The 20646-nt window shown below is 64.1% G+C and carries 24 protein-coding genes and 2 pseudogenes; 11 read left to right on the top strand and 15 right to left on the bottom strand.

Annotated features, from left to right (window positions below; translation table 11 throughout):
* Positions 1-74: 74 nt before the first annotated feature.
* On the bottom strand, positions 75-1403 hold the full coding sequence (locus JFU57_RS02390) for an OprD family porin (protein WP_201127962.1): 1329 nt from the start codon (positions 1401-1403) through the stop codon (positions 75-77).
* Positions 1404-1724: 321 nt separating this feature from the next.
* Here JFU57_RS02390 and JFU57_RS02385 point away from each other — a divergent pair, with 321 nt between their 5' ends.
* Positions 1725-2057 carry a DUF2790 domain-containing protein gene (locus tag JFU57_RS02385; protein WP_201127960.1) on the top strand — a complete coding sequence of 111 codons (333 nt, stop codon included), beginning with the start codon at positions 1725-1727 and terminating at the stop codon, positions 2055-2057.
* 15 nt (positions 2058-2072) lie between these two features.
* On the opposite strand, the gene JFU57_RS02380 is transcribed toward JFU57_RS02385, so the two are convergent.
* Entirely contained in the window at positions 2073-2582 is a 510-nt protein-coding gene (locus JFU57_RS02380) for a RidA family protein (protein WP_201127958.1), read from the bottom strand.
* 166 nt (positions 2583-2748) lie between these two features.
* Here JFU57_RS02380 and JFU57_RS33565 point away from each other — a divergent pair.
* The 3 genes and pseudogenes from JFU57_RS33565 to JFU57_RS02370 all read left to right on the top strand — a co-directional run.
* Positions 2749-3567: pseudogene (locus JFU57_RS33565) on the top strand (PAS domain-containing protein); the annotation flags it as partial.
* A gap of 114 nt (positions 3568-3681) precedes the next feature.
* A complete protein-coding gene (locus JFU57_RS33560) occupies positions 3682-4113 on the top strand; it encodes a methyl-accepting chemotaxis protein (RefSeq protein ID WP_371106533.1) in 432 nt (143 codons plus the stop codon).
* 132 nt (positions 4114-4245) lie between these two features.
* Positions 4246-4842, top strand: a complete 597-nt coding sequence (locus JFU57_RS02370) for a flavin reductase family protein (RefSeq protein WP_078472482.1) — start codon at positions 4246-4248, stop codon at positions 4840-4842.
* An 18-nt stretch (positions 4843-4860) separates the two neighbouring features.
* On the opposite strand, the gene JFU57_RS02365 is transcribed toward JFU57_RS02370, so the two are convergent.
* From JFU57_RS02365 to JFU57_RS02355, 3 genes are read right to left on the bottom strand one after another with little or no spacing between them, the layout of a single operon-like run.
* Entirely contained in the window at positions 4861-5409 is a 549-nt protein-coding gene (locus tag JFU57_RS02365; protein ID WP_201127953.1) for a GNAT family N-acetyltransferase, read from the bottom strand.
* Between the two features lie 23 nt (positions 5410-5432).
* Positions 5433-5825, bottom strand: coding sequence for a hypothetical protein (locus JFU57_RS02360; RefSeq protein WP_201127952.1), 393 nt, complete (start codon positions 5823-5825; stop codon positions 5433-5435).
* Between the two features lie 37 nt (positions 5826-5862).
* Entirely contained in the window at positions 5863-6747 is an 885-nt protein-coding gene (locus JFU57_RS02355) for a LysR family transcriptional regulator (RefSeq protein ID WP_078472479.1), read from the bottom strand.
* A 96-nt stretch (positions 6748-6843) separates the two neighbouring features.
* On the opposite strand from JFU57_RS02355, the gene JFU57_RS02350 reads away from it, so the two are divergent.
* Positions 6844-8244: an MFS transporter gene (locus JFU57_RS02350; RefSeq protein ID WP_201127951.1), complete on the top strand. Its 1401-nt coding sequence runs from the start codon at positions 6844-6846 to the stop codon at positions 8242-8244.
* A 9-nt stretch (positions 8245-8253) separates the two neighbouring features.
* Here JFU57_RS02350 and JFU57_RS02345 read toward each other — a convergent pair whose 3' ends face one another.
* Positions 8254-8649: a cupin domain-containing protein gene (locus JFU57_RS02345; protein ID WP_201127950.1), complete on the bottom strand. Its 396-nt coding sequence runs from the start codon at positions 8647-8649 to the stop codon at positions 8254-8256.
* A gap of 80 nt (positions 8650-8729) precedes the next feature.
* Positions 8730-9539, bottom strand: a complete 810-nt coding sequence (locus JFU57_RS02340; RefSeq protein WP_078472476.1) for an AraC family transcriptional regulator — start codon at positions 9537-9539, stop codon at positions 8730-8732.
* Positions 9540-9677: 138 nt separating this feature from the next.
* Here JFU57_RS02340 and JFU57_RS02335 point away from each other — a divergent pair, with 138 nt between their 5' ends.
* From JFU57_RS02335 to JFU57_RS02325, 3 genes are all read left to right on the top strand, one after another.
* A complete protein-coding gene (locus JFU57_RS02335; RefSeq protein ID WP_201127949.1) occupies positions 9678-10319 on the top strand; it encodes a LysE family transporter in 642 nt (213 codons plus the stop codon).
* 48 nt (positions 10320-10367) lie between these two features.
* Positions 10368-10847, top strand: a complete 480-nt coding sequence (locus tag JFU57_RS02330) for a GNAT family N-acetyltransferase (protein WP_201127946.1) — start codon at positions 10368-10370, stop codon at positions 10845-10847.
* 89 nt (positions 10848-10936) lie between these two features.
* On the top strand, positions 10937-11290 hold the full coding sequence (locus tag JFU57_RS02325; protein WP_078472473.1) for a gamma-glutamylcyclotransferase family protein: 354 nt from the start codon (positions 10937-10939) through the stop codon (positions 11288-11290).
* Between the two features lie 18 nt (positions 11291-11308).
* Here the strand turns inward: JFU57_RS02325 and JFU57_RS02320 are convergent, their stop codons facing one another.
* The 3 genes from JFU57_RS02320 to JFU57_RS02310 form a co-directional block, all read right to left on the bottom strand.
* Positions 11309-11881, bottom strand: a complete 573-nt coding sequence (locus JFU57_RS02320) for a hypothetical protein (RefSeq protein ID WP_201127944.1) — start codon at positions 11879-11881, stop codon at positions 11309-11311.
* A gap of 118 nt (positions 11882-11999) precedes the next feature.
* Complete coding sequence (locus JFU57_RS02315) at positions 12000-12716, bottom strand: polyphenol oxidase family protein (protein ID WP_201127943.1); 717 nt, start codon at positions 12714-12716, stop codon at positions 12000-12002.
* A gap of 71 nt (positions 12717-12787) precedes the next feature.
* Positions 12788-13789 carry a zinc-dependent alcohol dehydrogenase family protein gene (locus JFU57_RS02310; RefSeq protein WP_201127942.1) on the bottom strand — a complete coding sequence of 334 codons (1002 nt, stop codon included), beginning with the start codon at positions 13787-13789 and terminating at the stop codon, positions 12788-12790.
* A gap of 121 nt (positions 13790-13910) precedes the next feature.
* On the opposite strand from JFU57_RS02310, the gene JFU57_RS02305 reads away from it, so the two are divergent.
* Positions 13911-14309, top strand: a complete 399-nt coding sequence (locus JFU57_RS02305; RefSeq protein WP_020297680.1) for a winged helix-turn-helix transcriptional regulator — start codon at positions 13911-13913, stop codon at positions 14307-14309.
* An 11-nt stretch (positions 14310-14320) separates the two neighbouring features.
* Here JFU57_RS02305 and JFU57_RS02300 read toward each other — a convergent pair whose 3' ends face one another.
* The 3 genes and pseudogenes from JFU57_RS02300 to JFU57_RS02290 form a co-directional block, all read right to left on the bottom strand.
* A complete protein-coding gene (locus JFU57_RS02300; protein ID WP_201127941.1) occupies positions 14321-14692 on the bottom strand; it encodes a helix-turn-helix domain-containing protein in 372 nt (123 codons plus the stop codon).
* Positions 14689-14997, bottom strand: a complete 309-nt coding sequence (locus tag JFU57_RS02295) for a type II toxin-antitoxin system HigB family toxin (protein ID WP_201127940.1) — start codon at positions 14995-14997, stop codon at positions 14689-14691. The genes JFU57_RS02300 and JFU57_RS02295 overlap by 4 nt, the downstream gene beginning before the upstream one ends.
* Before the next feature lie 87 nt (positions 14998-15084).
* A pseudogene (locus JFU57_RS02290) lies at positions 15085-15378 on the bottom strand (DUF3077 domain-containing protein).
* Positions 15379-16009: 631 nt separating this feature from the next.
* On the opposite strand from JFU57_RS02290, the gene JFU57_RS02285 reads away from it, so the two are divergent.
* Both JFU57_RS02285 and JFU57_RS02280 read left to right on the top strand, forming a co-directional pair.
* Positions 16010-16939, top strand: a complete 930-nt coding sequence (locus JFU57_RS02285) for a hypothetical protein (RefSeq protein WP_201127939.1) — start codon at positions 16010-16012, stop codon at positions 16937-16939.
* Positions 16940-17242: 303 nt separating this feature from the next.
* Positions 17243-17662, top strand: coding sequence for a hypothetical protein (locus JFU57_RS02280; protein WP_201127938.1), 420 nt, complete (start codon positions 17243-17245; stop codon positions 17660-17662).
* Between the two features lie 18 nt (positions 17663-17680).
* Here the strand turns inward: JFU57_RS02280 and ggt are convergent, their stop codons facing one another.
* Positions 17681-19516 carry a gamma-glutamyltransferase gene (gene ggt / locus JFU57_RS02275; protein ID WP_201127936.1) on the bottom strand — a complete coding sequence of 612 codons (1836 nt, stop codon included), beginning with the start codon at positions 19514-19516 and terminating at the stop codon, positions 17681-17683.
* A 74-nt stretch (positions 19517-19590) separates the two neighbouring features.
* Positions 19591-20511: a LysR family transcriptional regulator gene (locus JFU57_RS02270; RefSeq protein ID WP_201127935.1), complete on the bottom strand. Its 921-nt coding sequence runs from the start codon at positions 20509-20511 to the stop codon at positions 19591-19593.
* Positions 20512-20646 lie beyond the last annotated feature (135 nt).

Below are 20646 nucleotides of genomic sequence, written 5' to 3'. Positions count from 1 at the left end.
TACAGTTCTGAAAGGTGTGAGTCTGTGAAGAAGTTTTAACGTCGGGCAGGCACCGAACCTGCCCGGCGCAAGGCTTAGAGAATCGCCAGCGGGTACTCGACGATCAGGCGAAATTCCTCGAGGTCGGACTCAAAGCGGCTGGAGCGAATCGTCGCCTGGCGGATGCGCAGCGACAGGTCCTTGAGGCTGCCTTCCTGCACCACGTACTTGGCTTCGATATCGCGCTCCCAGCGGCGCTGGTCGGTCAGCGGGTCGCCCGCCGCATCGCGACGCATGTACACCGAATTGGCGTTGCTGTAGTCGGCGCCGGTGCCTTTGCCGTAGCGGGTCATGAACGACAGGCCGGGAATGCCGAAGGTCTGCATGTCGAGGTCGTAGCGCACCATCCACGAACGTTCCTTGGGCGAGTTGAAGTCGCTGTACTGGATCGAGTTGTCGAGGAAAATCGAGTCCGACTGGCGCAGGTAGTCGAAGTCGTCATCGCCATTGTTGCGCTGGTGGGACAGGGCCAGGGTATGGGCGCCATAGGTTGCGCCGACCTTGGCGCTCCAGATGTTGTTGTCGAATTCGCCGAGCCGTTTTTTGCCCTCATCGACCGCCTTGTAGTAGTTGAAGCCGGCGAACAGCGCCAGGTTCTCGGTGAGGGGATAGTTCGCCGCGGTACCGAAGTAGTGCTGGTCCCAGGCGTCTTTCAGGCGGCTGCTGTAGAGGCTGAAACTGAGGTTGGGGTTGAGCTGGTAATCGCCGCCGAAGTAGCCGACCCACGGCGAATCGACCTTGCCTGCGTAGAAGGTCGCGAAGCCATCGCGCATGCCGCTGCTGTCGGGCTGGCTCATGGCGTGCAGTCGTCCGCCTTGCAGGGTCAGGCCCTCGAGGCTGGTGTTTTCAAAGGTGGCGCCGCGAAAGCTCTCGGGCAGCAGCCGCGAATCTCCGTAGTGCACCACCGGGGTTTTCGGGAACACGTCGCCCACCCTGACCACCGTGTCCAGCAGGCGCATTTTTGCCGCGCCACCGACCTTGGCGTAATCGTCAGCCGGGCGATTGTCGCTGTCGACCGGCAGCACACCGAACGAGCCGCCCCCGCCGCTGCGTCCGGCTCCCGAATCGAGCTTGAAGCCGTACATGGCAAATGCATCCAGGCCAAGACCTACCGTGCCCTGGGTAAAGCCGGATTCGAAACGGCCGATCAGCCCCTGGGCCCAGGCCTCGGAGTAACCATTGCCGGTGGGGCTGGACTGGCCTTTGCGGTCATCGCGATTGAAGTAGAAGTTACGGGCCAGCACGTTGAGGCTGCTGCCTTCGATAAAGCCTTCGGGCTTGTCGTCGGCCGCATTGACCGACACCGGGCCAAGCCCCAGTGCCGCGCAGAAAACGGACAACGACAAGCGGGTTTGAGTACGCATGAATTTCGCTCCTGAAGGGTGGCAGCTATCAACTTTCTTATCGTCAGAGACGTTCTTATTGGTCTGCTCGCGGCCGCGCCAAAAGCCGCACGGGGAGCCAGCGCGGATAGTTGCAAACGGCAGATAACCCCGGAGTGACGGGCGGATTACAATTTTGCAAGAACGGCAGGCAGCACGGCCCGTGCGCTTGGCAGAACCGCGCTGTTTTCGGGGCCGGTGCTGGAGGGCGGAGCTGGATGACAGAAATGTAAGGAGGCCGAGATCACCCTGACAGGATCGGCTGGATATCCTCGCCAGCGTCATCCAGACGAGGAAACAATCGTGAAAGCAATCCAGTCAGTGATCGCCGCGTGGGTATTGGGCCTGTCATCCGTGGCGTGGGCCGAGGGCGGCGGTGAGCGCACGTTCCAGCGAGCGATGGACGCAAACCAGCAAGCCATGGAGCGCTACGCCACACAGCAGGGCAAGTCGGTGCCGAAGGTCGAGCCCTATCGATATGGCATGAGCCTGGATATTTCCCGGGTGGTCAGCATGACCCCGCCGCTCAAGTCCTGTGGCCTGGTGCCCTCGCGCATGACCTACGAGGATTCCGCCGGGCAACTGCGGACCATCGAATATCAAGTGCAGGGCCAGTGCCGCAACAACGGCAGCTAACCCCGCGCGCGGGCCTCAATCTTCGGTGGTTTCGTGGGGCGCCGGGGCCGGTTCGAGGGCGACGATCATGTCCACTTCCACCGATGCATTTTTCGGCAGCTGGTACACCCCCAGGGAGGTGCGGGTGTGGACCCCAGCCTCGGCGAACACTGAATACAGCAGGTCGGACGCCGCGTCGGCGACTTCGCTCTGTTGGGTGAAGTCGGCGGCGCTCTGCACATAGACGTTGATGCGCAATACCTTCTTGATGCGCTGCAGGTCACCCACGGTTTGCTGGAGAATGGCCAGCGCGCGCAGGGTGCAGATCCGTGCCGCGTGCCGTCCCTGCTCCAGGGATACCTCGGCACCAACCCGGCCGACCACCATCACCGTGTTGTCGATGCGCGGAATCTGGCCACTGACGTACACCTCGTCGCCATGTTGCACGGTGGAGACATAGTTGCCGCCAATCCGCATCTCCCCTGCGAAACTGTGGCCGACCTGGGCTGCAGCCTGGTCGAAAAGCGCCTTGCGTGAATCATCCATTACTCAACTCCGTCGATCAGCGTGGATTGTGCCGGGCACGACTATAACCTCTGCCTGATGCCAGGCAAGAGGCCTGTCCGGGCTCCAGAGTGTGGCCGGTTCGCCGCTTGAAAGTATTTTTGTCAGACAAATCTCTATAGCTCTTCAGAAAAAACTTTCAGCGCCGATGGTTAGGCTCAGAACTGCCACTTATTTCAGTCCATCGGTGCATCCCATGTTCAACAAACGCTTGAAGCAAGAGCTGTCGGCTCTTCGCGAAGAACTCTCGAGCCTGCAGCAAGTCAAGGAAAGCCTCGAAAGCGAGATGATGGTTCTCACCCTGGATGCCGATGGACGGATTCACTCGGTCAACCACAACTTCGCTCAGGAGATGCTTTACAAGAGTGGCGATCTGCTCGGCCGAGCCCTGGAAGACCTGGTGCCGGAGCATGTTCGAAGCGATGAGTTTCACAAACGCTTCAAGGTGTCGCTGACCCGTGGCGAACACTTCGCCGGCGCGGTGCGCCTGTTGCGCGGCAATGGCCAGGAAGCCTGGCTGCGCTCGATCTCGCAGCCGATTCGTGACTCGGCCGGGCGGATCAAGTATTTCGCGATTTACTGCAGCGACCTGACCCGCACCATCGAAGCCTCGCGCGAGCACGAAAACCTGATCGGCGCCCTGGTGCGCTCCACCGCGGTGATCGAGTTCGACCTCAATGGCCACGTGCTGACGGCCAACGAGCGCTTCCTCAAGGGCATGGGCTACACCCTGGCGCAGATCCAGGGCAAGCATCACCGCATGTTCTGTGAGCCGGAGGAGTACAACAGCGCCGCGTACCAGGCGTTCTGGAAGCGCTTGAACAATGGCGAGTTCGTTGCCGAGCGCTTCAAGCGGATCGACAGCCATGGTCGCGTGGTGTGGCTCGAGGCCTCCTACAACCCGGTGCTCGACGCCAACAACAAGCTGTACAAGGTGGTGAAGTTCGCCACCGTGATCACCGATCAGGTCAATCAGGAAATAGCCGTCGCCGAAGCCGCCAACATCGCCTACAGCACCTCGCTGCAAACCGACAATAGTGCCCAGCGTGGCACCACGGTGGTGACCGAGGCAGTGAACGTGATGCGCGACCTGGCCAAGCACATGCAGCAGGCCGGCGACGGGATCGAGGCACTGAATGAGCAGTCGCTGGTGATCGGCACCATCGTCAAGACCATCAGCGGGATTGCCGAGCAGACCAACCTGCTGGCGCTCAACGCCGCCATCGAAGCGGCGCGGGCCGGTGAGCAGGGGCGTGGCTTTGCGGTGGTGGCGGACGAAGTCCGGCAACTGGCGTCGCGCACCAGCAAGGCCACCGAAGAAATCGTTGCCGTGGTGCGTCAGAACCAGGACATGGCCCGCGATGCAGTAGCCTTGATGGCCGAAGGTCAAAGCCAGGCCGAACAAGGGCTGGCCCTGGCCGCCGAAGCCGGTACGGTGATTGTCGAGATTCAGGACGGCGCGCAAAAAGTCGTGAGCGCGGTCGGGCAGTTCGCCAACCAACTCTCCACCTAAGCCCGGGCCCAGGCCCCATCCAACCCGCGTACGGCCCTGCACCGACGCGGGTTTTTTATCGCCTGGGCCCGGGGGCTGGCCCAGGCCGATTACAGATCCCGCTACAATCGCGCTTTTGCCCAAGGAGCCAGCATGAGCCCATCCCAGCGTCGTCCGGTGCCGTTGTCCAAGGCCTATCGCCTGCTCAACCATGGCCCCACCGTACTGGTCAGTGCCGCCCACGACGGGCAGCGCAACATCATGGCCGCCGCCTGGGCCATGCCCCTGGATTTCGAGCCGCCGAAAGTCGCGGTGGTGCTCGACAAGTCCACCTGGACCCGCCAACTGCTGGAAGCCGCAGGCACCTTCGTGCTCAACGTGCCCTGCGCGGCCCAGGCCGATATCGTGCAGACCGTCGGCTCCACCTCGGGCCTGGAGCTGCAACAGGGCGGTGGCGATAAATTCCAGGCCTACGGGCTACAGACCTTTGCCGGTGAACAGGTCGAGGCGCCGCTGCTGGAAGGGTGCGTGGCCTGGCTCGAATGCCGGCTGTTGCCCGAGCCGCACAACCATCAGCAATACGACCTGTTCCTGGCCGAGGTGATTGCCGCCCAGGCTGACTCGCGGGTGTTCAGCGACGGCCGCTGGCACTTCGAAGGGCATGATGCGCTGCGCACCTTGCACCACGTGGCCGGTGGCCATTTCCTGACCATTGGCGCGCCGCTCGACGGTCAGTTGCTGAAGCCGTGAGCCCGCTCCAGGCCGTGATCAGGGCCTGAACTCGCGGCGCAGCAGCGACAGTTGCAGCAGGTCATGATGCCGGCCCGCCCAGTACCCCGCCTCGCGCAACCGGCCTTCCTGCTCGAACCCCAGGCGCTCCAGCAGTTGCAGGCTCGCCTGGTTCTGCGGGTGCACCAGGGCTTGCACGCGGTTCAACTGCATCTGTGCAAAGCCCCAGGCCAGGACCGTCCGCAAGGTTTCGCCCATGACCCCCCGGCCCCTGGCGTCGGGGGCCAGGGCGAAGGCCACAAAGCAGCTGCGGTACTCGCGGCTCCATTTGAACAAACCGCAGTCGCCGAGCAACTGACCGTCCTGCCGGCATTCGATGCCCCAGCGGGTGCCGGGCGTGGCTTGCTGACGCCAGGTGGCGAAGGTCTCGATCAGCGCCTGGGCCTGGGCCAACTCGGTAAGCGGGTCGCTGCCCAGCCATTGCATCGCCTGGGCGTCGCCATACATTTGCAGCAGCCTTGGCGCGTCTTGCGGCGTCAGTTCGCGCAGCAGCAGGCGCGGGGTTTCGCGGGTGGGAAAGTTGTTCACGCAAGGTCCTTGTCGAGGGGGATTCACGCGAGATAGCCGCCCAGCCGGGTGATGGTGAACGCCACGTATTCGCCGATCAGTGCCGGGTCGCTGGAGCGCACTACATCTTCGACCTGCAGCACCGCGCAGTCGACCACCACCGGGGCGACGCTGACGATCCGGCCGTAGGCCTGGTAACGCCAGCCATCGAGGTGCTCCAGGCCCTGGCGCTGCGGGTGCTCGGGGGAAAATATCTGCGCCCATGACTGGTTTTCGTCCAGCTCGGCCGAGAACTCGAAGTCAAAGCGGTCGCCGACCTGGGGCATGGTCTCGGCGCTGACGCTGAACTCATCCATGACGATAAAGCGCTGACCTTGCACCTCCAGGCACGCTTCCAGGTAGGGGCCATCGGTGGCAATCAGGGTGGCGCGGACCATTGAACTCTCCTTGGTTGAATAACGGTGCAGCGAGGTTTCAGCAGGCCGCGAGGCCCAGGGCCCGGGCAAAGGCCTGCAGCTTGGGCGCGCACTGGCGCGAGGGTGGATAGACCAGCGACAGGCTGCGGCTGCACCCGGAAAACCCTTCGAGGATCGGCACCAGGCGGCCGTCGGCCAAGGCGTCGTCGACCGCAAAGCTCATGACCTGGGCAATGCCGAAGCCGCCCAGCACGCCTTCCACCAGGGCATCGCCGATGTCGAAGATCAAGCGACTGGGCACGCTGACCTCACGCAGCTTGCCGCCTTGCATGAACTGCCAATCCACCAGCCGCCCGCTGCGCAGGTTACGCACGCTCAGGCAGTTGTGCTGCTGCAATTGTTCCAGGGTCTGCGGGGTGCCGTGGCGCGCGAGGTAGTCCGGCGCGGCCACGGTGACCCAGTGCAGGGCCGGCAACGGGCGGGCGATCAGGCGTTGGTCCTGGATCTCGCCGGTGCGCAATACCGCATCGAACCCCTCGTCGATGATGTCCACCAGGCGGTCGGTCATCACCGCCTCGATGCACAGCTCGGGGTGACGCGCGGTGAGTTGGCCGATCAGCGGCATCACCACTTTGCGCCCGAACAGCGATGGGGTGCTGATTTTCAGCAGCCCGGTGGGCGAGTCGCGGCGGTCCAGCAGCAGGTGTTCGGTGTGGGCCAGTTCCGCCAGCAGCGGCGCGGCGCGCTCCACCAGCACCTGGCCATCGGGGGTCAGGCTTACGCTGCGGGTATTGCGCTGCAACAGGCGCACCCCCAGTTGCTGCTCAAGGCGCGAAATAGCCCGGGACAGCCCGGACTGGGTCAGCCCCAGGTCGCCGGCGGCACGGGTGAAACTGCGGGTTTCGGCGACCCGCACCAGCAGGCGAACGGCATTGAGATCCATGATTTAAGTCATTACTGAAAGCGTGAGCAGCGTATTTATCATTTAACGCGCATCAATGACACTGGCCGCCGCTTTTTCCACACAAGGATTTCCCCCATGCCCGCTTCTCCTGCGGCCAAGCCTTCGGGCTGGATGCTGTTGCTGCTGGCCACGGCGCAACTGATCATCGCCCTGGACGCCACCATCGTATTTATCGCCTTGCCGGAGATTGGCCAGGAGCTGGGGTTTTCCGCGCAGCAGTTGCAGTGGGTGGTCAGTGCCTACAGCGTGGCGTTTGGCGGCTTCCTGCTGCTGGGTGGGCGTGCATCGGACCTCTTGGGCAAGCGCCGCTTCTACATCATCGGCCAGGTGCTGTATGCCCTGGCGTCCCTGGCGGGCGGCCTGGGCGGCAGCGCGCTGCTGCTGGTGCTGGCGCGGGCAGTGCAGGGCGTGGGCGGGGCGATGCTGTTCCCGGCGACCCTGGCGCTGATCAACAGCCACTACGCCGAAGGCCCGGCGCGCAACCGGGCCTTTGCCGTGTGGAGCGCGGCGTCGGCTGCGGGGCTGGCCCTGGGGGCGCTGCTCGGCGGTGTACTCACGCAGTGGTGGGGCTGGGAAGCGGTATTCCTGGTCAACGTGCCCCTGGCGGGCGCCTGCGCCTTGCTGGCCCGGCGCTGGATCCCGGCCGATGGGCGACGCGCCCGTGGGCGGCAGTTCGATTTGCCCGGCGCGCTGAGCGTGACCCTGGGTGGCACCCTGCTGGTGTTCGCCATCGTCCAGGGGCCGGAGTGGGGCTGGACGGCGCCGGCCACCCTGGGCTGTCTCGGGCTGGCCCTGGCCTTGCTCGGGCTGTTCGCCTGGATCGAGCACCGGGGCCGCGATCCGCTGATGCCGTTGCGCCTGCTGAGGCACCGCTCGCTGTGCATGGCCATGGTCCAGACCGCGTTGTTCATGAGCAGTTTTGGCGTGCAGTACTACTTCCTGACCCTGTACTTCCAGCAGGTCTATGGCTACAGCGTATTGAACAGCGGCCTGGCGTTCTTGCCCTCGACCCTGGTCTGCACCTTCGGCATCTGGCTGGCCGAGCGCTCGCTGCTGCGGTTCGGCCTGCGCAGTACGTTGGTCAGCGGGTTACTGGCTGGCGCCCTGGGCATCGGCCTGGTGTACCTGGCGCTGCCCACGGGGGCTGGTTACTGGAGCCTGTTGCCCGGGGTGATCGTGCTGAGCATCGGCCAGGGCATGACCTGGACCGCAATGTGGGTCTCGGCCGGGCAGGGGATTGCCGCCGGCGAACAGGGCGTGGCGGCGGGCATGGCCTCCACCAGCCAGCAGATCGGCGGCGCCCTGGGCCTGGCGTTGCTGGTGTCCCTGGCCAATACCGTCAGCGTCGACGGCGGCCTGGCCTACGGCCTGCAACTGGCGGTCGGGGTCAGTGCGCTGCTGGCATTGTTGGGCGCGCTGCTGGCATTGAGTCCGCAGCCAGCGCCTGCGCCCGTGGGTGCAGCGCAAGGCAACTGAGCGCGGGGCTTAGATCCACACGTCATTGGCGGCGGTGCGTTCGCCGCCTTCATGGCCGGTATTGCGCACGCCCTTGGGTTCGATCAGCAGCAGTTTCACTTCGTGCTCGGCAAACGGCTTGTGCTTGAGGCCCTTGGGCACGACAAACATCTCCCCCGGGTTGACGAACACCTGGCCATCGGGAAAGTCGATCCGCAACTGGCCTTCGAGGACGATGAAGGTCTCGTCGGTGTCGAGGTGGTCGTGCCAGATGAAATCCCCCAGCAGCTTTACCAGCTTGAACTGGTAGTCGTTCATTTCGGCGATGACCTTGGCTTGCCAGTGTTCGCTGAACAGGCTGTGCTTCTGCGCGAAGTTCAGGCTTTGGTAGGGCAGGGTCGAGATTTGATTGGTGGTCGTGGTCATGGCGGGGTTCCGGGCAATTGATTCTTGAGTGCCCAGAGTAGCCAGCGGTCTTTTGCGCTTCTTGTACGATTGTGCGTGGCTCAGCGGCCGTGCATTTTCAGCCAGCGGGCCGGGGGCAGGCCGTAGGTCTTGCTGAACTGGCGGGTCATGTGGCTCTGGTCGGTAAAGCCGGCCATCAGCGCCGCGCTGACCAGCGACTGGCCCTGCATCAACAGGGCGCGCACCAGGTCCAGGCGGCGCATGGTCAGGTAGCGGTAGGGGCTGGTGCCGAACAACAGGCGAAAGTCCCGCGACAGGCTCCAGCGATCGCGGCCGCTGTGCTCGGCCAACTCGTCGAGGGTGACACTGCGCTCGAGGGCACCGTGGATCAGTTCGCGGGCACGTTCCGCCGCCAGGTAATCGAAGCGCTGACGTTGCAGCGGCACGCCGGACACCGCATTCAGCGCCTGGGCCAGGTCGTACAGCGCGTCTTGCTGTTCCAGCGGGTCGAGGGGGCTGTGCATGCTGCGCAGCAAGGTGTCGGTGGCGGCGGCCAGCCGCGGGTCGCTGGACAGGCCGTCCTTGATGAAGGGCAGCGGCTGGCCGCCGAGGATCTGCTGGATCAGCGCGGGCTCGACATACAGCATCCGGTACTGAAAACCTTCCTGGGTCCCGGCTTCGCCGTCATGCAGCTCGTCGGGGTGCAGGACCATGGTGGCGCCGGGCAGGCTGTGCCGCCAGCCGCCGCGATACTGAAAACTCTGGACACCGGCCAGGGTCCGGCCGATGGCGTAGGTGTCATGCCGATGAGGGTCGTAGCCATGGCCCGAAAAAAACGCCTCGATGCGCTCCAGCCCCTGGGCAGGGGGAGCGCGGTGAACCCAGTCGGTCGGGGGCGTTGGCTTGGCCATTGGAGCGGTCTTGGTAGCAGGGGCAAGGAACGCACGTTAACCCAAGGCGCAAGCGCTGTCAGCCGGCATACCGGTTGATCCACAGCCCCGGAGTGGAGTAGAACGTGCTCTCCCTTCTCCTGTCATGGCGGTTGGCTCATGCAGCTCCCACACCTGATCTACGCGGCTCCCTTGCTGTCGCTGGCGTTGCTCTGGACCGTTGCGGTCATCACCCCGGGGCCAAACTTCTTCACCACGGCGCAGCTTGCGGCCAGTTGCTCCAGGCGCCACGGCCTGTTCGCCGCCCTGGGCGTGGCCAGCGGCACGGTGCTCTGGGGCCTGGCGGGCGGTTTGGGGATCAAGTCGCTGTTCACCGCGGCGCCGGCTCTGTACCTGGCGTTCAAGATCGCTGGCGGCTGCTACCTGATCTACCTGGGGCTCAAGCAGTTTCGCCGTAAGCCGGCCGTCGCGGTCGACGCCAATGGCCTGCCGCACGAGCCGACGCGCAGCCTGTTCTCGGCCTACCGCCTGGGCTTTTTGGGCAACATGACCAACCCCAAGTCGGCGCTGTTTGTCGCCACTATTTTTGCCACCTCGATGCCGGCGACACTGCCACCGCAGCTGCTGGCCCTGGCGGTGCTGACCATGGCGTCGCTGTCGTTCTGCTGGTATTGCAGCGTGGCGCTGTTTTTTGCCAGCAGCCGCGTGGCCGGGGCGTATGGCCGCTCACGCAAGTGGCTGGAACGTTTTGCCGGCAGTTGCTACATGCTGTTCGGTGCCCATTTGGTGGCCAGCCGCTGAGGCAGCGAGTTGGCGTAATGGCAGGACCTTGATGTCAGGAGACAGAGCATGAGCTTCACCTTCCGCGCGGCAGAAGAACGGGATATTCCACGGGTTTGCAGCTTTGCCCAAACCGAGCAGGACCTGTTCTTTTTCTTCCCGGCCGCCCATTGGCCGCTGACCCACGAGCAACTGCGCGAGTCCATCGCCAAGCGCAGTGATTCAACGGTGATCGAGCGCGATGGCCAGGTCGTGGGTTTCGCCAACTTCTACCTCTGGGAAGCCCAGGGTACCTGCACCATCGGCAACGTCATCGTCGACCCCGAGGCCCGCGGAACCGGTGTCGGTGCAGCGCTGATCCTGCACATGATCGAGATCGCCCGCAGTCGACACCAGGCCGCCGAGGTCACTCTGTCGTGCTTCAACAGCAACGTCGCCGGACTGCTGCTGTACCCGAAACTGGGCTTTATGCCGTTCGCCATTGAAGCCCGCAAAAACAAGCTGGACGAGCGCGTGGCCTTGATCCACCTGCGTTACGCCCCGGCTTGAATCCGGTAACGGGCGCGGGTCAGCAGCGCCCCGCGCCCGGGTTGGAAAAACGCCCTTGAGGCACAGTGTTATCTATTCAGGAGGTACCGATGAGCGTGGCAACAGAAACAACGGTTCACTTGTTTTCCTATGGCACCCTGCAAGACAAAGCCGTACAGATCGCCAACTTCGGCCGCGAGTTGAACGGCAGCGCCGACGCCATGCTGGGCTATGACCAGGCCTGGGTGGAAATCACCGACCCGCAAGTGCTGGCTGCCAGCGGCAAGACCCATCACCCGATCCTGCGTCCGGGCAGCGCGGCCAGTGCGCCGATCCCGGGCACCGTGTTTCAAATCACCCCGCAGGAGCTGGCCGCCGCGGACAGCTACGAAGTGGCGGACTACAAACGCGTCAGCGTGGCGTTGCAGTCCGGGATTCAGGCCTGGGTCTACGTCAGCGCGTAAGGCCTGGCAGTGGGTCTGCTAGGTGACCAGCAGGCCCACCGCCACCAATAGCCAGAGCACCACGCCGATCACGATAAAAACGTAGTTGATGGGCGTAAAGCGTGCGTTGCTCTGGCCTTGCGGGTCGCCGCCGGCGACATTCAGCCCGCGCTGGCCTTCGAAGGTCACCACGGCCTGCAGCGGAATCAGCGCCAGGTTGATGATGTCGAGCAACGGCGCGCCGATGTTCTTTCTGACCATGGCATCGAGCACCTTGCTCGCAATCGCCAGCAATACAAACCAGGTCGCCAGTTCTGCATGCCGCCAAGGGTGGCTGCGGCCGTTTTGCTTGATCCAGGCATCGGCCTCGCGGTACAGGGCGTGGGTCCAGAAAATCGCAAAAAACGCCCGCGCCATGGGCCACATCGGCTGCTGGGTGGCCTGTTTGAACTGGCGCCAGTTCTGATAGGCCCAAAACAACTGGTACAGGCCAAACGTCAGTACGAACAGGGTCAGGAACTTGCCCCGCGACACCACGTAAAAAGCTTGTTGCTCCTGCACTGGGGTGTGCAGCAGCGGCGCCTGTGGCGGTGAATAAAGGTTATCGGACACGTTCACTCCCTGTGGTGATCTGGAAAATGTGCAACGTTAGCGCAGCCGTCGCGCGAAGCCCAGGCGCTATTGCGACGGATCACCCTCTGTTCGGTGGTGCGAAGTTGAACCTTGGGTATCAGGCTCGCTGGATCCATGAATACTGAAAGGCCTTGGCTTCCCCGCGATGGTTTCGACGGCGGTAGCTGGCCAGGGCTTGGGTGGAGCAATAAGTGCACGATGGGCTGACGGCGACTTGCTCCGACGCGACGCCTTCGGCGTGCAGTTGCAGGAGGGCGTAGTGGTTGAGGTCAAACCACAGGCTGCCCGCCTGCGTCGGTGGCGGCGGTGCTATGGCTGGAGCCCGTTGCGGCTGGGGTTGAGCGTCGAACCAGGGCGGTTGTGTGCCTTGCCAAAGATGCCCCTGGGTCGCTTCCAGAGTAGCGATAAATCCGGGGCTCACTTCATAGCAGCACGGCTTGATCGCGGGGCCGATGGCAATCCTCAACTGCTGGCGTGAAACGCCCTCTGCCTCAAGGCGCTGTAACGTATGGCCGATGATGCCGCGCTGCAAACCCTGCCAGCCGCCATGAATGGCCGACACCAGTGCGCCGTCGGCGGAGGCGACCAGGAGCGGCAGGCAGTCGGCGGTAATCACCGCAATGGGGCGCCGGCTACGAGTGAAGACCGCGTCGGCCTCGATCACTCCGGCGGGCTGTCTCTCGTCGATTTCAATCACCGTGGCGGTGTGAGCCTGGGCGCAGAAGAACAACGACGCGGGTCGCGGGGCATCGACTGCGGCGAAGTCATGTTCGATGCCCGGCAGTTGGCTCAGGATGGCTGCGGGAAAACTCATGGCCGGTTGCTCTGTTCCATACAAAGAGGAGGCAGAGCATAGCGGGATCCAGCCTGTCGTGGCGGGAGCTGTCAGGCGATATCGATCACCACCTTGCCCACGGCCGTGCCTTGCTCGACGGCATCGTGGGCGGCGTGGGCCTCGGCCAGGGTATAGCGCCGGGCATCCAGCAGCGGTTTGAAATGGCCTTGTTCGACCATCTGCGCCGCCGCCTTGAGGATGTCACCGTGATGGGCGCGGCCGTTGCCGCTGAGCATGGGCAGCAGGACAAACACCCCGGACAGGGTCATGCAGCGCAGCGAACCCACTGCCAGCCCATGCTGGCCAAAGGCGGCGCAACTGGCGATATGGCCGTAGTGGGCAATGGCGGCAAACGAGTCGTCCAGGCTGGCACCACCGACGGTGTCGTAGATCACATCGAACCCGGCCCCTGCGGTGTGGGCCTTCACGTAATCGGCGACGCCCTGGGTGCGGTAGTCGATGGCGGTCGCGCCGTAGCCTTCGACAATGTGCTTTTTACCGGCCGACACGGTGGCGAACACCTCGGCCCCCAGGGAGCGGGCAATCTGCACCGCTGCATGGCCTACGCCACCGGCACCGCCATGCACCAGCACCTTGTGCCCGGCGCCGACCTTGGCCCGGTCCACCAGCCCTTCCCAGGCCGTGAGGAACACCAGGGGCATGGCCGCCGCTTCTCGCAGGCTGAGGGTGCTTGGCTTATGGGCCAGCAAGCGGGCGTCCACTGCGGCGTATTCGGCCAACGAGCCTTGCAGGCCACGAACACCGCCGGTGAGGCCATAGACTTCATCGCCGACAACGAATTGGCTGACGCCGGTCCCCACGGCTTCGACCACGCCCGCCAGGTCGGTGCCGATGATCGCCGGCAGTTCCGGCATGGCGTACGGCGCGTTGCCGGTGCGGATCTTGTAGTCGATCGGGTTGACCCCGCTGGCGACTACCCGCACCAGGACTTCGCCGGGACCGGCCTGGGGCAGCGGCACCTGGCTTTCGCTGAAGCGGCCGCTGGCGTAATCGTGCAGCACCAAGGCGCGCATGGTGGTGGGCAGGGACATGGTCAAACCTCGAATCAATGACGGGGCGGTGATCGCCGCCGTGGATGGGTAGAATTATTGGTCGCCGGTGCCTGACTGTAAATCAGGCACTTTTTAGTGCCCAAGACCTGCGGAAGTCACCATGAGCGATCTCACTTACGTTCCTGTAGCCGGTCCCCTGATCGTCGAAGAAACCTGCCCACCACGGCGCATTCATACGCTGCTGTCGACCAAGTGGACCTCGATGGTCCTGTACTGCCTGAGCTTCGGAGCCTCGCGCAGCAGCCAGTTGCAACGCAGCATGCCGGGCATCTCCCAGAAAATGCTGACCCAGACCTTGCGCGAGCTGGAGCGCGATGGCGCAGTGGCCCGTACCGTATTGCAGGACATGCCACCGCGGGTGGAGTACGCCCTCACGCCCCTGGGCTGGCGCTTTGTCGAGCCCTTGAGGGCCCTGTATTCGTGGGCTGACGAGAATGCCGATGCGCTGGATGAGTTGATGCATAACCGTGAGCGGATGGGGGCTGCACAGGCCATGTGAACGCGGGGGGATTACACCGGTTTGACCGGCTTGATCAGGCTTTGCGCGGGGATACCGAACAGCTGGTGCAGTTTCCAGATCATCGGCAGGGTCAGCGCGCGCTTGCCATTGAGCACTTCGTACACCCGGTTGGTACGGCCGATGGCGGGCACCAGGTCGGCCACCGACAATCCCGACTGTTCCATGCGGAACTTGATGGCCTCGATCGGGTTCGGCAGGTCGACCGGAAAGTGCTTGCCCTCATAGGCCTCGATCAGGGTCACCATCACGTCGAAGTAATCGCCTTCAGGGGTACCGGGGGTGGGCTCGTTATCAAAAAAAGGCGACACATTTTTCAGCGCCGCGCGGTAGTCCGGGTCAGTGTGAATAGGGCGAATATTCATGCTTGCTCCATATCAATGCGGTCGGCGTCGATGGCGTCGTACTGCGCATGGGTGCCGACGAACTTTATGTAGAGGGCGCCGAAGCGGTAGGCCACGGCGACCACCAGCCGGTAGTCATTACCTTTGATGTTGAACACGACCCTGCGGCTTTTGAGAATGCTGGCGCTGCGGTACTGGTCCTTGATTTGCGCAGGGGTGGACCAGTGGGCGGTTTTTGCCTCGTCAATCCAGGCCAGGAAGGCTTGTTCCGAATCGGGGTGCTTCTCCCAGAAGGCCTTCAAATGACTGATGGCGATAATTCTCATGGCGGGATCCTAGTCCCATCCCGGGACCTAAACAAGTCAATGGGGAGAGTAGGCGATGGACGGGCAGAGGGTTCTGCCCGTCTTGGGTCAGCGCCGTTCAGACGCCGCCGCTAGCGCAGCGTGCACATCATCCATCGCTACCCTGGCCATCTCTCCCAAGTAATGTGCTGCCCAAGCATAGCGGTCGACCTGGGGTTCCTAGGCGGCTTCCAGAGAGAACTGTTTTGCCAGATGTAGCAGCGCCGAGGCATGCGCCAGGGCATCGGCTGCGGGCACATCGGCATTGACCCGAAACAGCGGGTGGGGGTGTTCGCCGCAGTCGGCAAAGGCGATATCGCCGAGGGTGGTGAGGGGAGGGGACGGAGCTGGGGTGTGGTTCATGGTGACGACTCCTTTCGTGTTGGGAACCTCCACCGCCTGCCGCCAAGCAGGTTAGGGTGGCGGATTGCACAAGGTTGGCGGACCGGCACGAAAGGAACCGGCACCCCCGAAGGGGTCCCTGCGCAATCCGCCATGACACAGAAAAGCGGGCACAAAAAAAGCGCCTGCAATCGTGTTATTGGCGCTGTTGCGCCTTTCGTGGGCGGGCCGCCAAGCCCGGTCGCTGATTGGGCAGCGACGGACGGAGAATAATGGCCCAGGGCCGCGCTGCAGCGGCGTAGCTGCGACATTCTGTGACGGTGCAGTTGGAAATGTTGTTTTTGGCAGGAAATGGTTTGAGAAGGCTCTGACACTTCAGTGATCGAACAAGCGAAAAGTACCCTGTGGCGAGGGAGCGTGCTCCCGATGGGGCCGCCGGTGGGCCGGTGCGAAGCAGTCCCATTTTTGGGGCCGCTGCGCGACCCAGCTCCCTCGCCACACTGGTGGTTCATGACATATTTCTTTTTGCCTGCGCCGCCCACTCAAGGCTAGGATGCGCGCCCTGTTGCGCATCTCGCCTTTGCGCTGCGCGATATCGGCTAATCCCAAGGGCGCTGCACCGCCCCTCCAGGCAAAAGGAGTTGCTTGTACGATGCGTCACGATATCCAGCTGCTGCTGGTTTTTTTCCTGATTGAAACCCTGACGTTGCTGCTGTTGCCGGTCTATAGCCCGTTCGATATTGCCTTGTTCAGTGGCCTTGGGGCCTTGCTGGCGGCGCTGATCACTGCTCGCCACAAAAGCCGCCGCCTGCGGGCGCCTGGGGTCTGGCCGAGTGTGGTGGGGTGCGCCCTGGTCGCAGCCACGCTGTTCGCGGCCCTGTACAGCGCCAAGCTCTACCTGGACCTGGTGGTCAACGCCCGCAGTGGCGCGCGCTTCCCGGCACCGCAGTTGGACCTGGGCTGGACCTTCATCAAGGGCTGGAGCATCAGCCTGCTGACGGTGGGCGGCGCGCTGGCCTGGTTCGATCCGCAGGTCATGCGCGCCCCGGTGGCCGAGCCTGAAAGCAAACCCCGGGTGCCGCTGCATTTCGCCGGCGACGGCAGTTCGCTGGCGTCCATCGGCGGTCGCCGCAGCGCCTGGCTTCCCGGCTTGGGACGGGTGTCCAGGCGCGATAAACACTTTGTCGCACTGTTCTTTGTGCTGGCCGCGCTGATGGTGCTGGGCAATGTGCTGTGGGGCCTGGAGCGCACGGGCCTTGTACTCACCACCTGTATCGCCACCCTGGGCGCGGTGCGCCTCACTCGGCGGGTTTCTGCACCGCGCTGCGCCGATCAGCCCCTGTGGCCCTCGGTGTTGTTCTGCGCCCTGGCGGCGGCCTGCCTGTTTGCCGCACTGGTGATGGCGTGCCGGACCCTGGTGCTGGCTTTCTCCGACTTCCCCTGGACCTTTGTCGAGGTGATACAGCGCTCGCTGTTGCCGGAATTGGCCGAGGCCATGGGCGTGGTTTTTATCACCGTGGCGACCCTGTTGGGTTTGCTGGATGCGCGGGTGTTGCGCGTCAGGGTTTTGGGGGCGCGCTGAGGGCCAGGTGTGTTTCGGCGCTATTGATGATGAAACGCTTTGCGTTCCTCCCGTGCGCCCGGCGTTGAGATCAATGCTCGCCCCCAACAATTCGTGGCCGACTCGCTTTTTGCAGTACGCCCCAATCCCTTCAAACCGCTCTGATTTAAATGCCTTGGAACGGTTGATAACCCGCGAGCACAGGTTCACCCTGGCCGCTCATTCATGGGAGTGCTGTGATCTGTACACCCACAGGTCCCGGTATTTTGGGGGCGTTTGCGCGGTGGCGCGGCGCTCCCGCACGGCAATGGAGTAGCCCGCACGATGCGTCTGGATATGAAACTGGTGGGCACCTTTGGTGCACTTGAGGCGTTGGCCATTCTGATGGTGGGGATCAGCAGCCTGTTCGAACTGGCGTTGTACACCGGGCTTGGAGCCCTGGCGGCGGCTTTTATTGTCCGTCGGCACAAGACGTCGAATGAATCGCGGGGGCGAATGGGGTCGCTGGTGTTTTGCGCTTCCTGGGGCGCCACGCTGTTCGCCTTGCTGTACTGCGCAAAACTGTACCTGACCCTGATGTTCGCCGGTGTCATGGGCTCGCCCTATGGCCTGTCGGCGCTGACTTTTGCCTGGATCTTCATCAAGTGCTGGGCGACGGCCTGGGTATCGATTGCCGTGGTGCTTGCGGTGTTCGATCTGGCCGTGCGTGATGCTTCGGCGATGAAAGGGCCTACTGCGCAGTAGGCCCCTTTCAGTTTCGGCTCAATCCCCCAACGCTTCACCCTCACGCCGTGGGTCGGCTCCGCCGGCCCATGAAGCTTTGCCCTGGGCGTCGCGCACGCGGACGATGGCCTGGGTGCCGCTGGTCATGTCGATCTCGTTCACTGCGTGCCCCCTGGCCTGCAACGCCTGTTTCAGGGCCGGTGTGAATTGGCCTTGCTCCAGTTCGGTGGGGCCGTTGCGGCTGCCGAAGTTGGGCAGGTTGATGGCGGCTTGCGGGTCGAGGTTCCAGTCGAGCATGCCAATCACCGACTTGGCCACGTACTCGATGATCTGCGAGCCACCGGGGGAGCCGACGGTGGCCAGCAGTTCACCGCTGGCGCGATCGAAGACCAGGGTCGGGGCCATGGACGAGCGCGGACGTTTGCCCGGCTGCACGCGGTTGGCCACCGGCTGGCCGTTTTCTTCGGGGATAAAGGAAAAGTCGGTCATCTGGTTGTTGAGCATGAAGCCCTGGACCATCAGGTGCGAACCGAAGGCGGCTTCCACGGTGGTGGTCATCGACACCGCGCCGCCCTGGTCATCCACCGCCACCACTTGCGAGGTGGAAATACGCATCGGCGAACGGTCCGGGGCGTACACCACTTCAATCCCCTGCGGCTTGCCTGGCTGGGCCAGGCCCATGCTGCGCTCGCCGATCAGCGCCGCGCGCTGGGCCAGATAACCGGGTGCGACCAGGCCGGCCACCGGCACCGGCACGAAGTCGCTGTCCGCCACGTACAGGCCACGGTCGGCGTAGGCCAGGCGTTCGGCTTCGGCAATCAGATGCACCGCTTGCGGCGCCGGTTCGAGGCCGGCCGGCAGGCTGGTTTTCACCGGTTTGAGCGGCGCCAGGGCGTAGCGCGGGTCACGTGCCTCCAGCGCCTGCAAGGTGCCGAGGATCTGCGCTACGGCGATGCCACCGGACGACGGCGGCGGCATGCCACACACCTGCCAGCGCTTGTAGTCGCTGCACAGTGGCGCGCGCTCCTTGGCCCGGTAGCCTTGCAGGTCGTTGAGCGACAGGCTGCCGGGGTTGGCGTGGCCCTGGACCTTGGCCACGATTTCCTCGGCGATCGGGCCCTGGTACAGGGCATTCGGACCTTCATGAGCGATGCGTTTCAGCACCGCCGCCAGCCTTGGATTGTGCAACAGAGTGCCCACGGCCTTAGGGCTGCCGTCGCTGTTGAGGAAGTACCCGGCCATGTCCGGCGACTGCGCCAGATAAGGGTCGGCCACGATCATGCCGTGCAGACGCGGGGAGATCGGGAAGCCCTGTTCAGAAAGGCGGATAGCCGGCTCAAACAATTGGGCCCAGGGCAGACGGCCGTGTTGTTGATGGGCCAGTTCCAGGGCTCGCAAGACGCCCGGGGTGCCCACCGAACGTCCGCCAATCTGCGCCTTGGGAAAGGGCATGGGGCGACCGTCGGCTTGCAGGAACAGTTTTTCGCTGGCGCCGGCCGGTGCGGTTTCCCGGCCGTCGTAGGTGCGCACCGCCTTGCCGTCCCAGAGCACGATCATCGCGCCGCCGCCGATGCCCGAAGACTGCGGTTCCACCAGGGTCAGCACGGCTTGCATGGCAATTGCCGCGTCGATGGCCGAGCCGCCCTGGCGCAAGATCTCGCGCCCGGCTTGTGCTGCCAGCGGGTTGGCGGCGGCGGCCATGTGCTGGTCGGCATACCGGGTGTGCAGGTCGCTGCGGTAGCCCGAGGCGATTTCCGGGGCCGCGGGCAGGGCGGTGCTGGGAGGCGGGTTGTTGCAGGCACTGAGGGTGAGAGCGGCGGCTATCAGCGAGAGGGTGGTAAGCCGGCGATGACGCGGATGGAAGATCGAAAACACGCGTTGAACTCCGTTCACTGGGAAAATGATGTGTCGTCCGTGGCGGCAATGTACAGCAGTGGGCGGCCGGCTGTTCAGGCGGGGATGTCGGTTGCGGCGGGCTCTGCGCAGATCTCCCGGAGGCAGGCGCGCAGCCAGCGATGGGCCGGGTCGGCGTCCAGCCGTGGGTGCCAGAGCATGGACACGGTGATCGGCGCCAAAACCAGCGGCAGGGCAAAACTGTGCAGGCCCGTGCGCAGGGTGGCGGTATGCCGTTCAGGCACGGTGGCGATCAGGTCGTCGCCACGGGTCAGCGCCAGGGCACTGGCAAAGCCGCCGACGATGGCCACCTGCTGGCGCTGCAAGCCAAGGGTGTGCAGGGCGTGCTCGATCTGTTGCGGCCCTTTGTCCTGACCACGCCGCGAGACGCCGATATGCCGCCCAGCCGCATACAGCGCCGGGGTGATCGCCCCCCGGGTCAAGGGATGGTCCTGGCGCACAACGCCAATAAAACGGTCGCGGAACAAGGCCTGGGTCAGCAGTTCGGGCGCAGTGGTTTGACCCACCACGCCGGTCTCCAGGTCGACCGTGCCGTCGCGCAGGGGCGTGCTGTCCTTGTCGGGCTTGTGCACAAAGCGCAGTTGCACCCCGGGTGCCTCCTGGCTGATGCGGGCGATCAAGGTTGGGCCGAAGGTTTCGACAAAGCCGTCACTGGTGCGCAGGGTGAAGCTGCGCACCAGGCGCTTGAGGTCCAGCTGTTCGACGGGGCGCAACACGGCTTGTGCTTCTTGCAGCAGGCGGCTGACCTGCTCGCGCAATTCCAGGGCCCTCGGTGTGGCCACCAGCCCGCGCCCAGCCCGGACCAGCAGCGGATCGCCGGTGGTTTCACGCAGGCGCGCCAGGGCCCGGCTCATGGCCGACGGGCTCAGGTGCAGGCGTTGGGCAGCGCGCGTGACATTGCCTTCGGCGAGCAGGGCATCGAGGGTAAACAGCAGGTTGAGGTCGGGTTTTGACATGCAGCGACGTTAGCACAGGCGGGATCGAGGTATGGCGTCTGGTGCACACTTGAAGTGCAAATGCTGCGTCTTCCGCCTTGTCAGCGCGGGCCATACCCTGTTGCCAGCTGCATTGTGCGGCGCTCAAAAAGGGAG

The organism is Pseudomonas sp. TH07 (genome assembly GCF_016651285.1).
Taxonomy (GTDB): domain Bacteria; phylum Pseudomonadota; class Gammaproteobacteria; order Pseudomonadales; family Pseudomonadaceae; genus Aquipseudomonas.
This window is presented reverse-complemented; position numbering and strand designations above follow the sequence as displayed.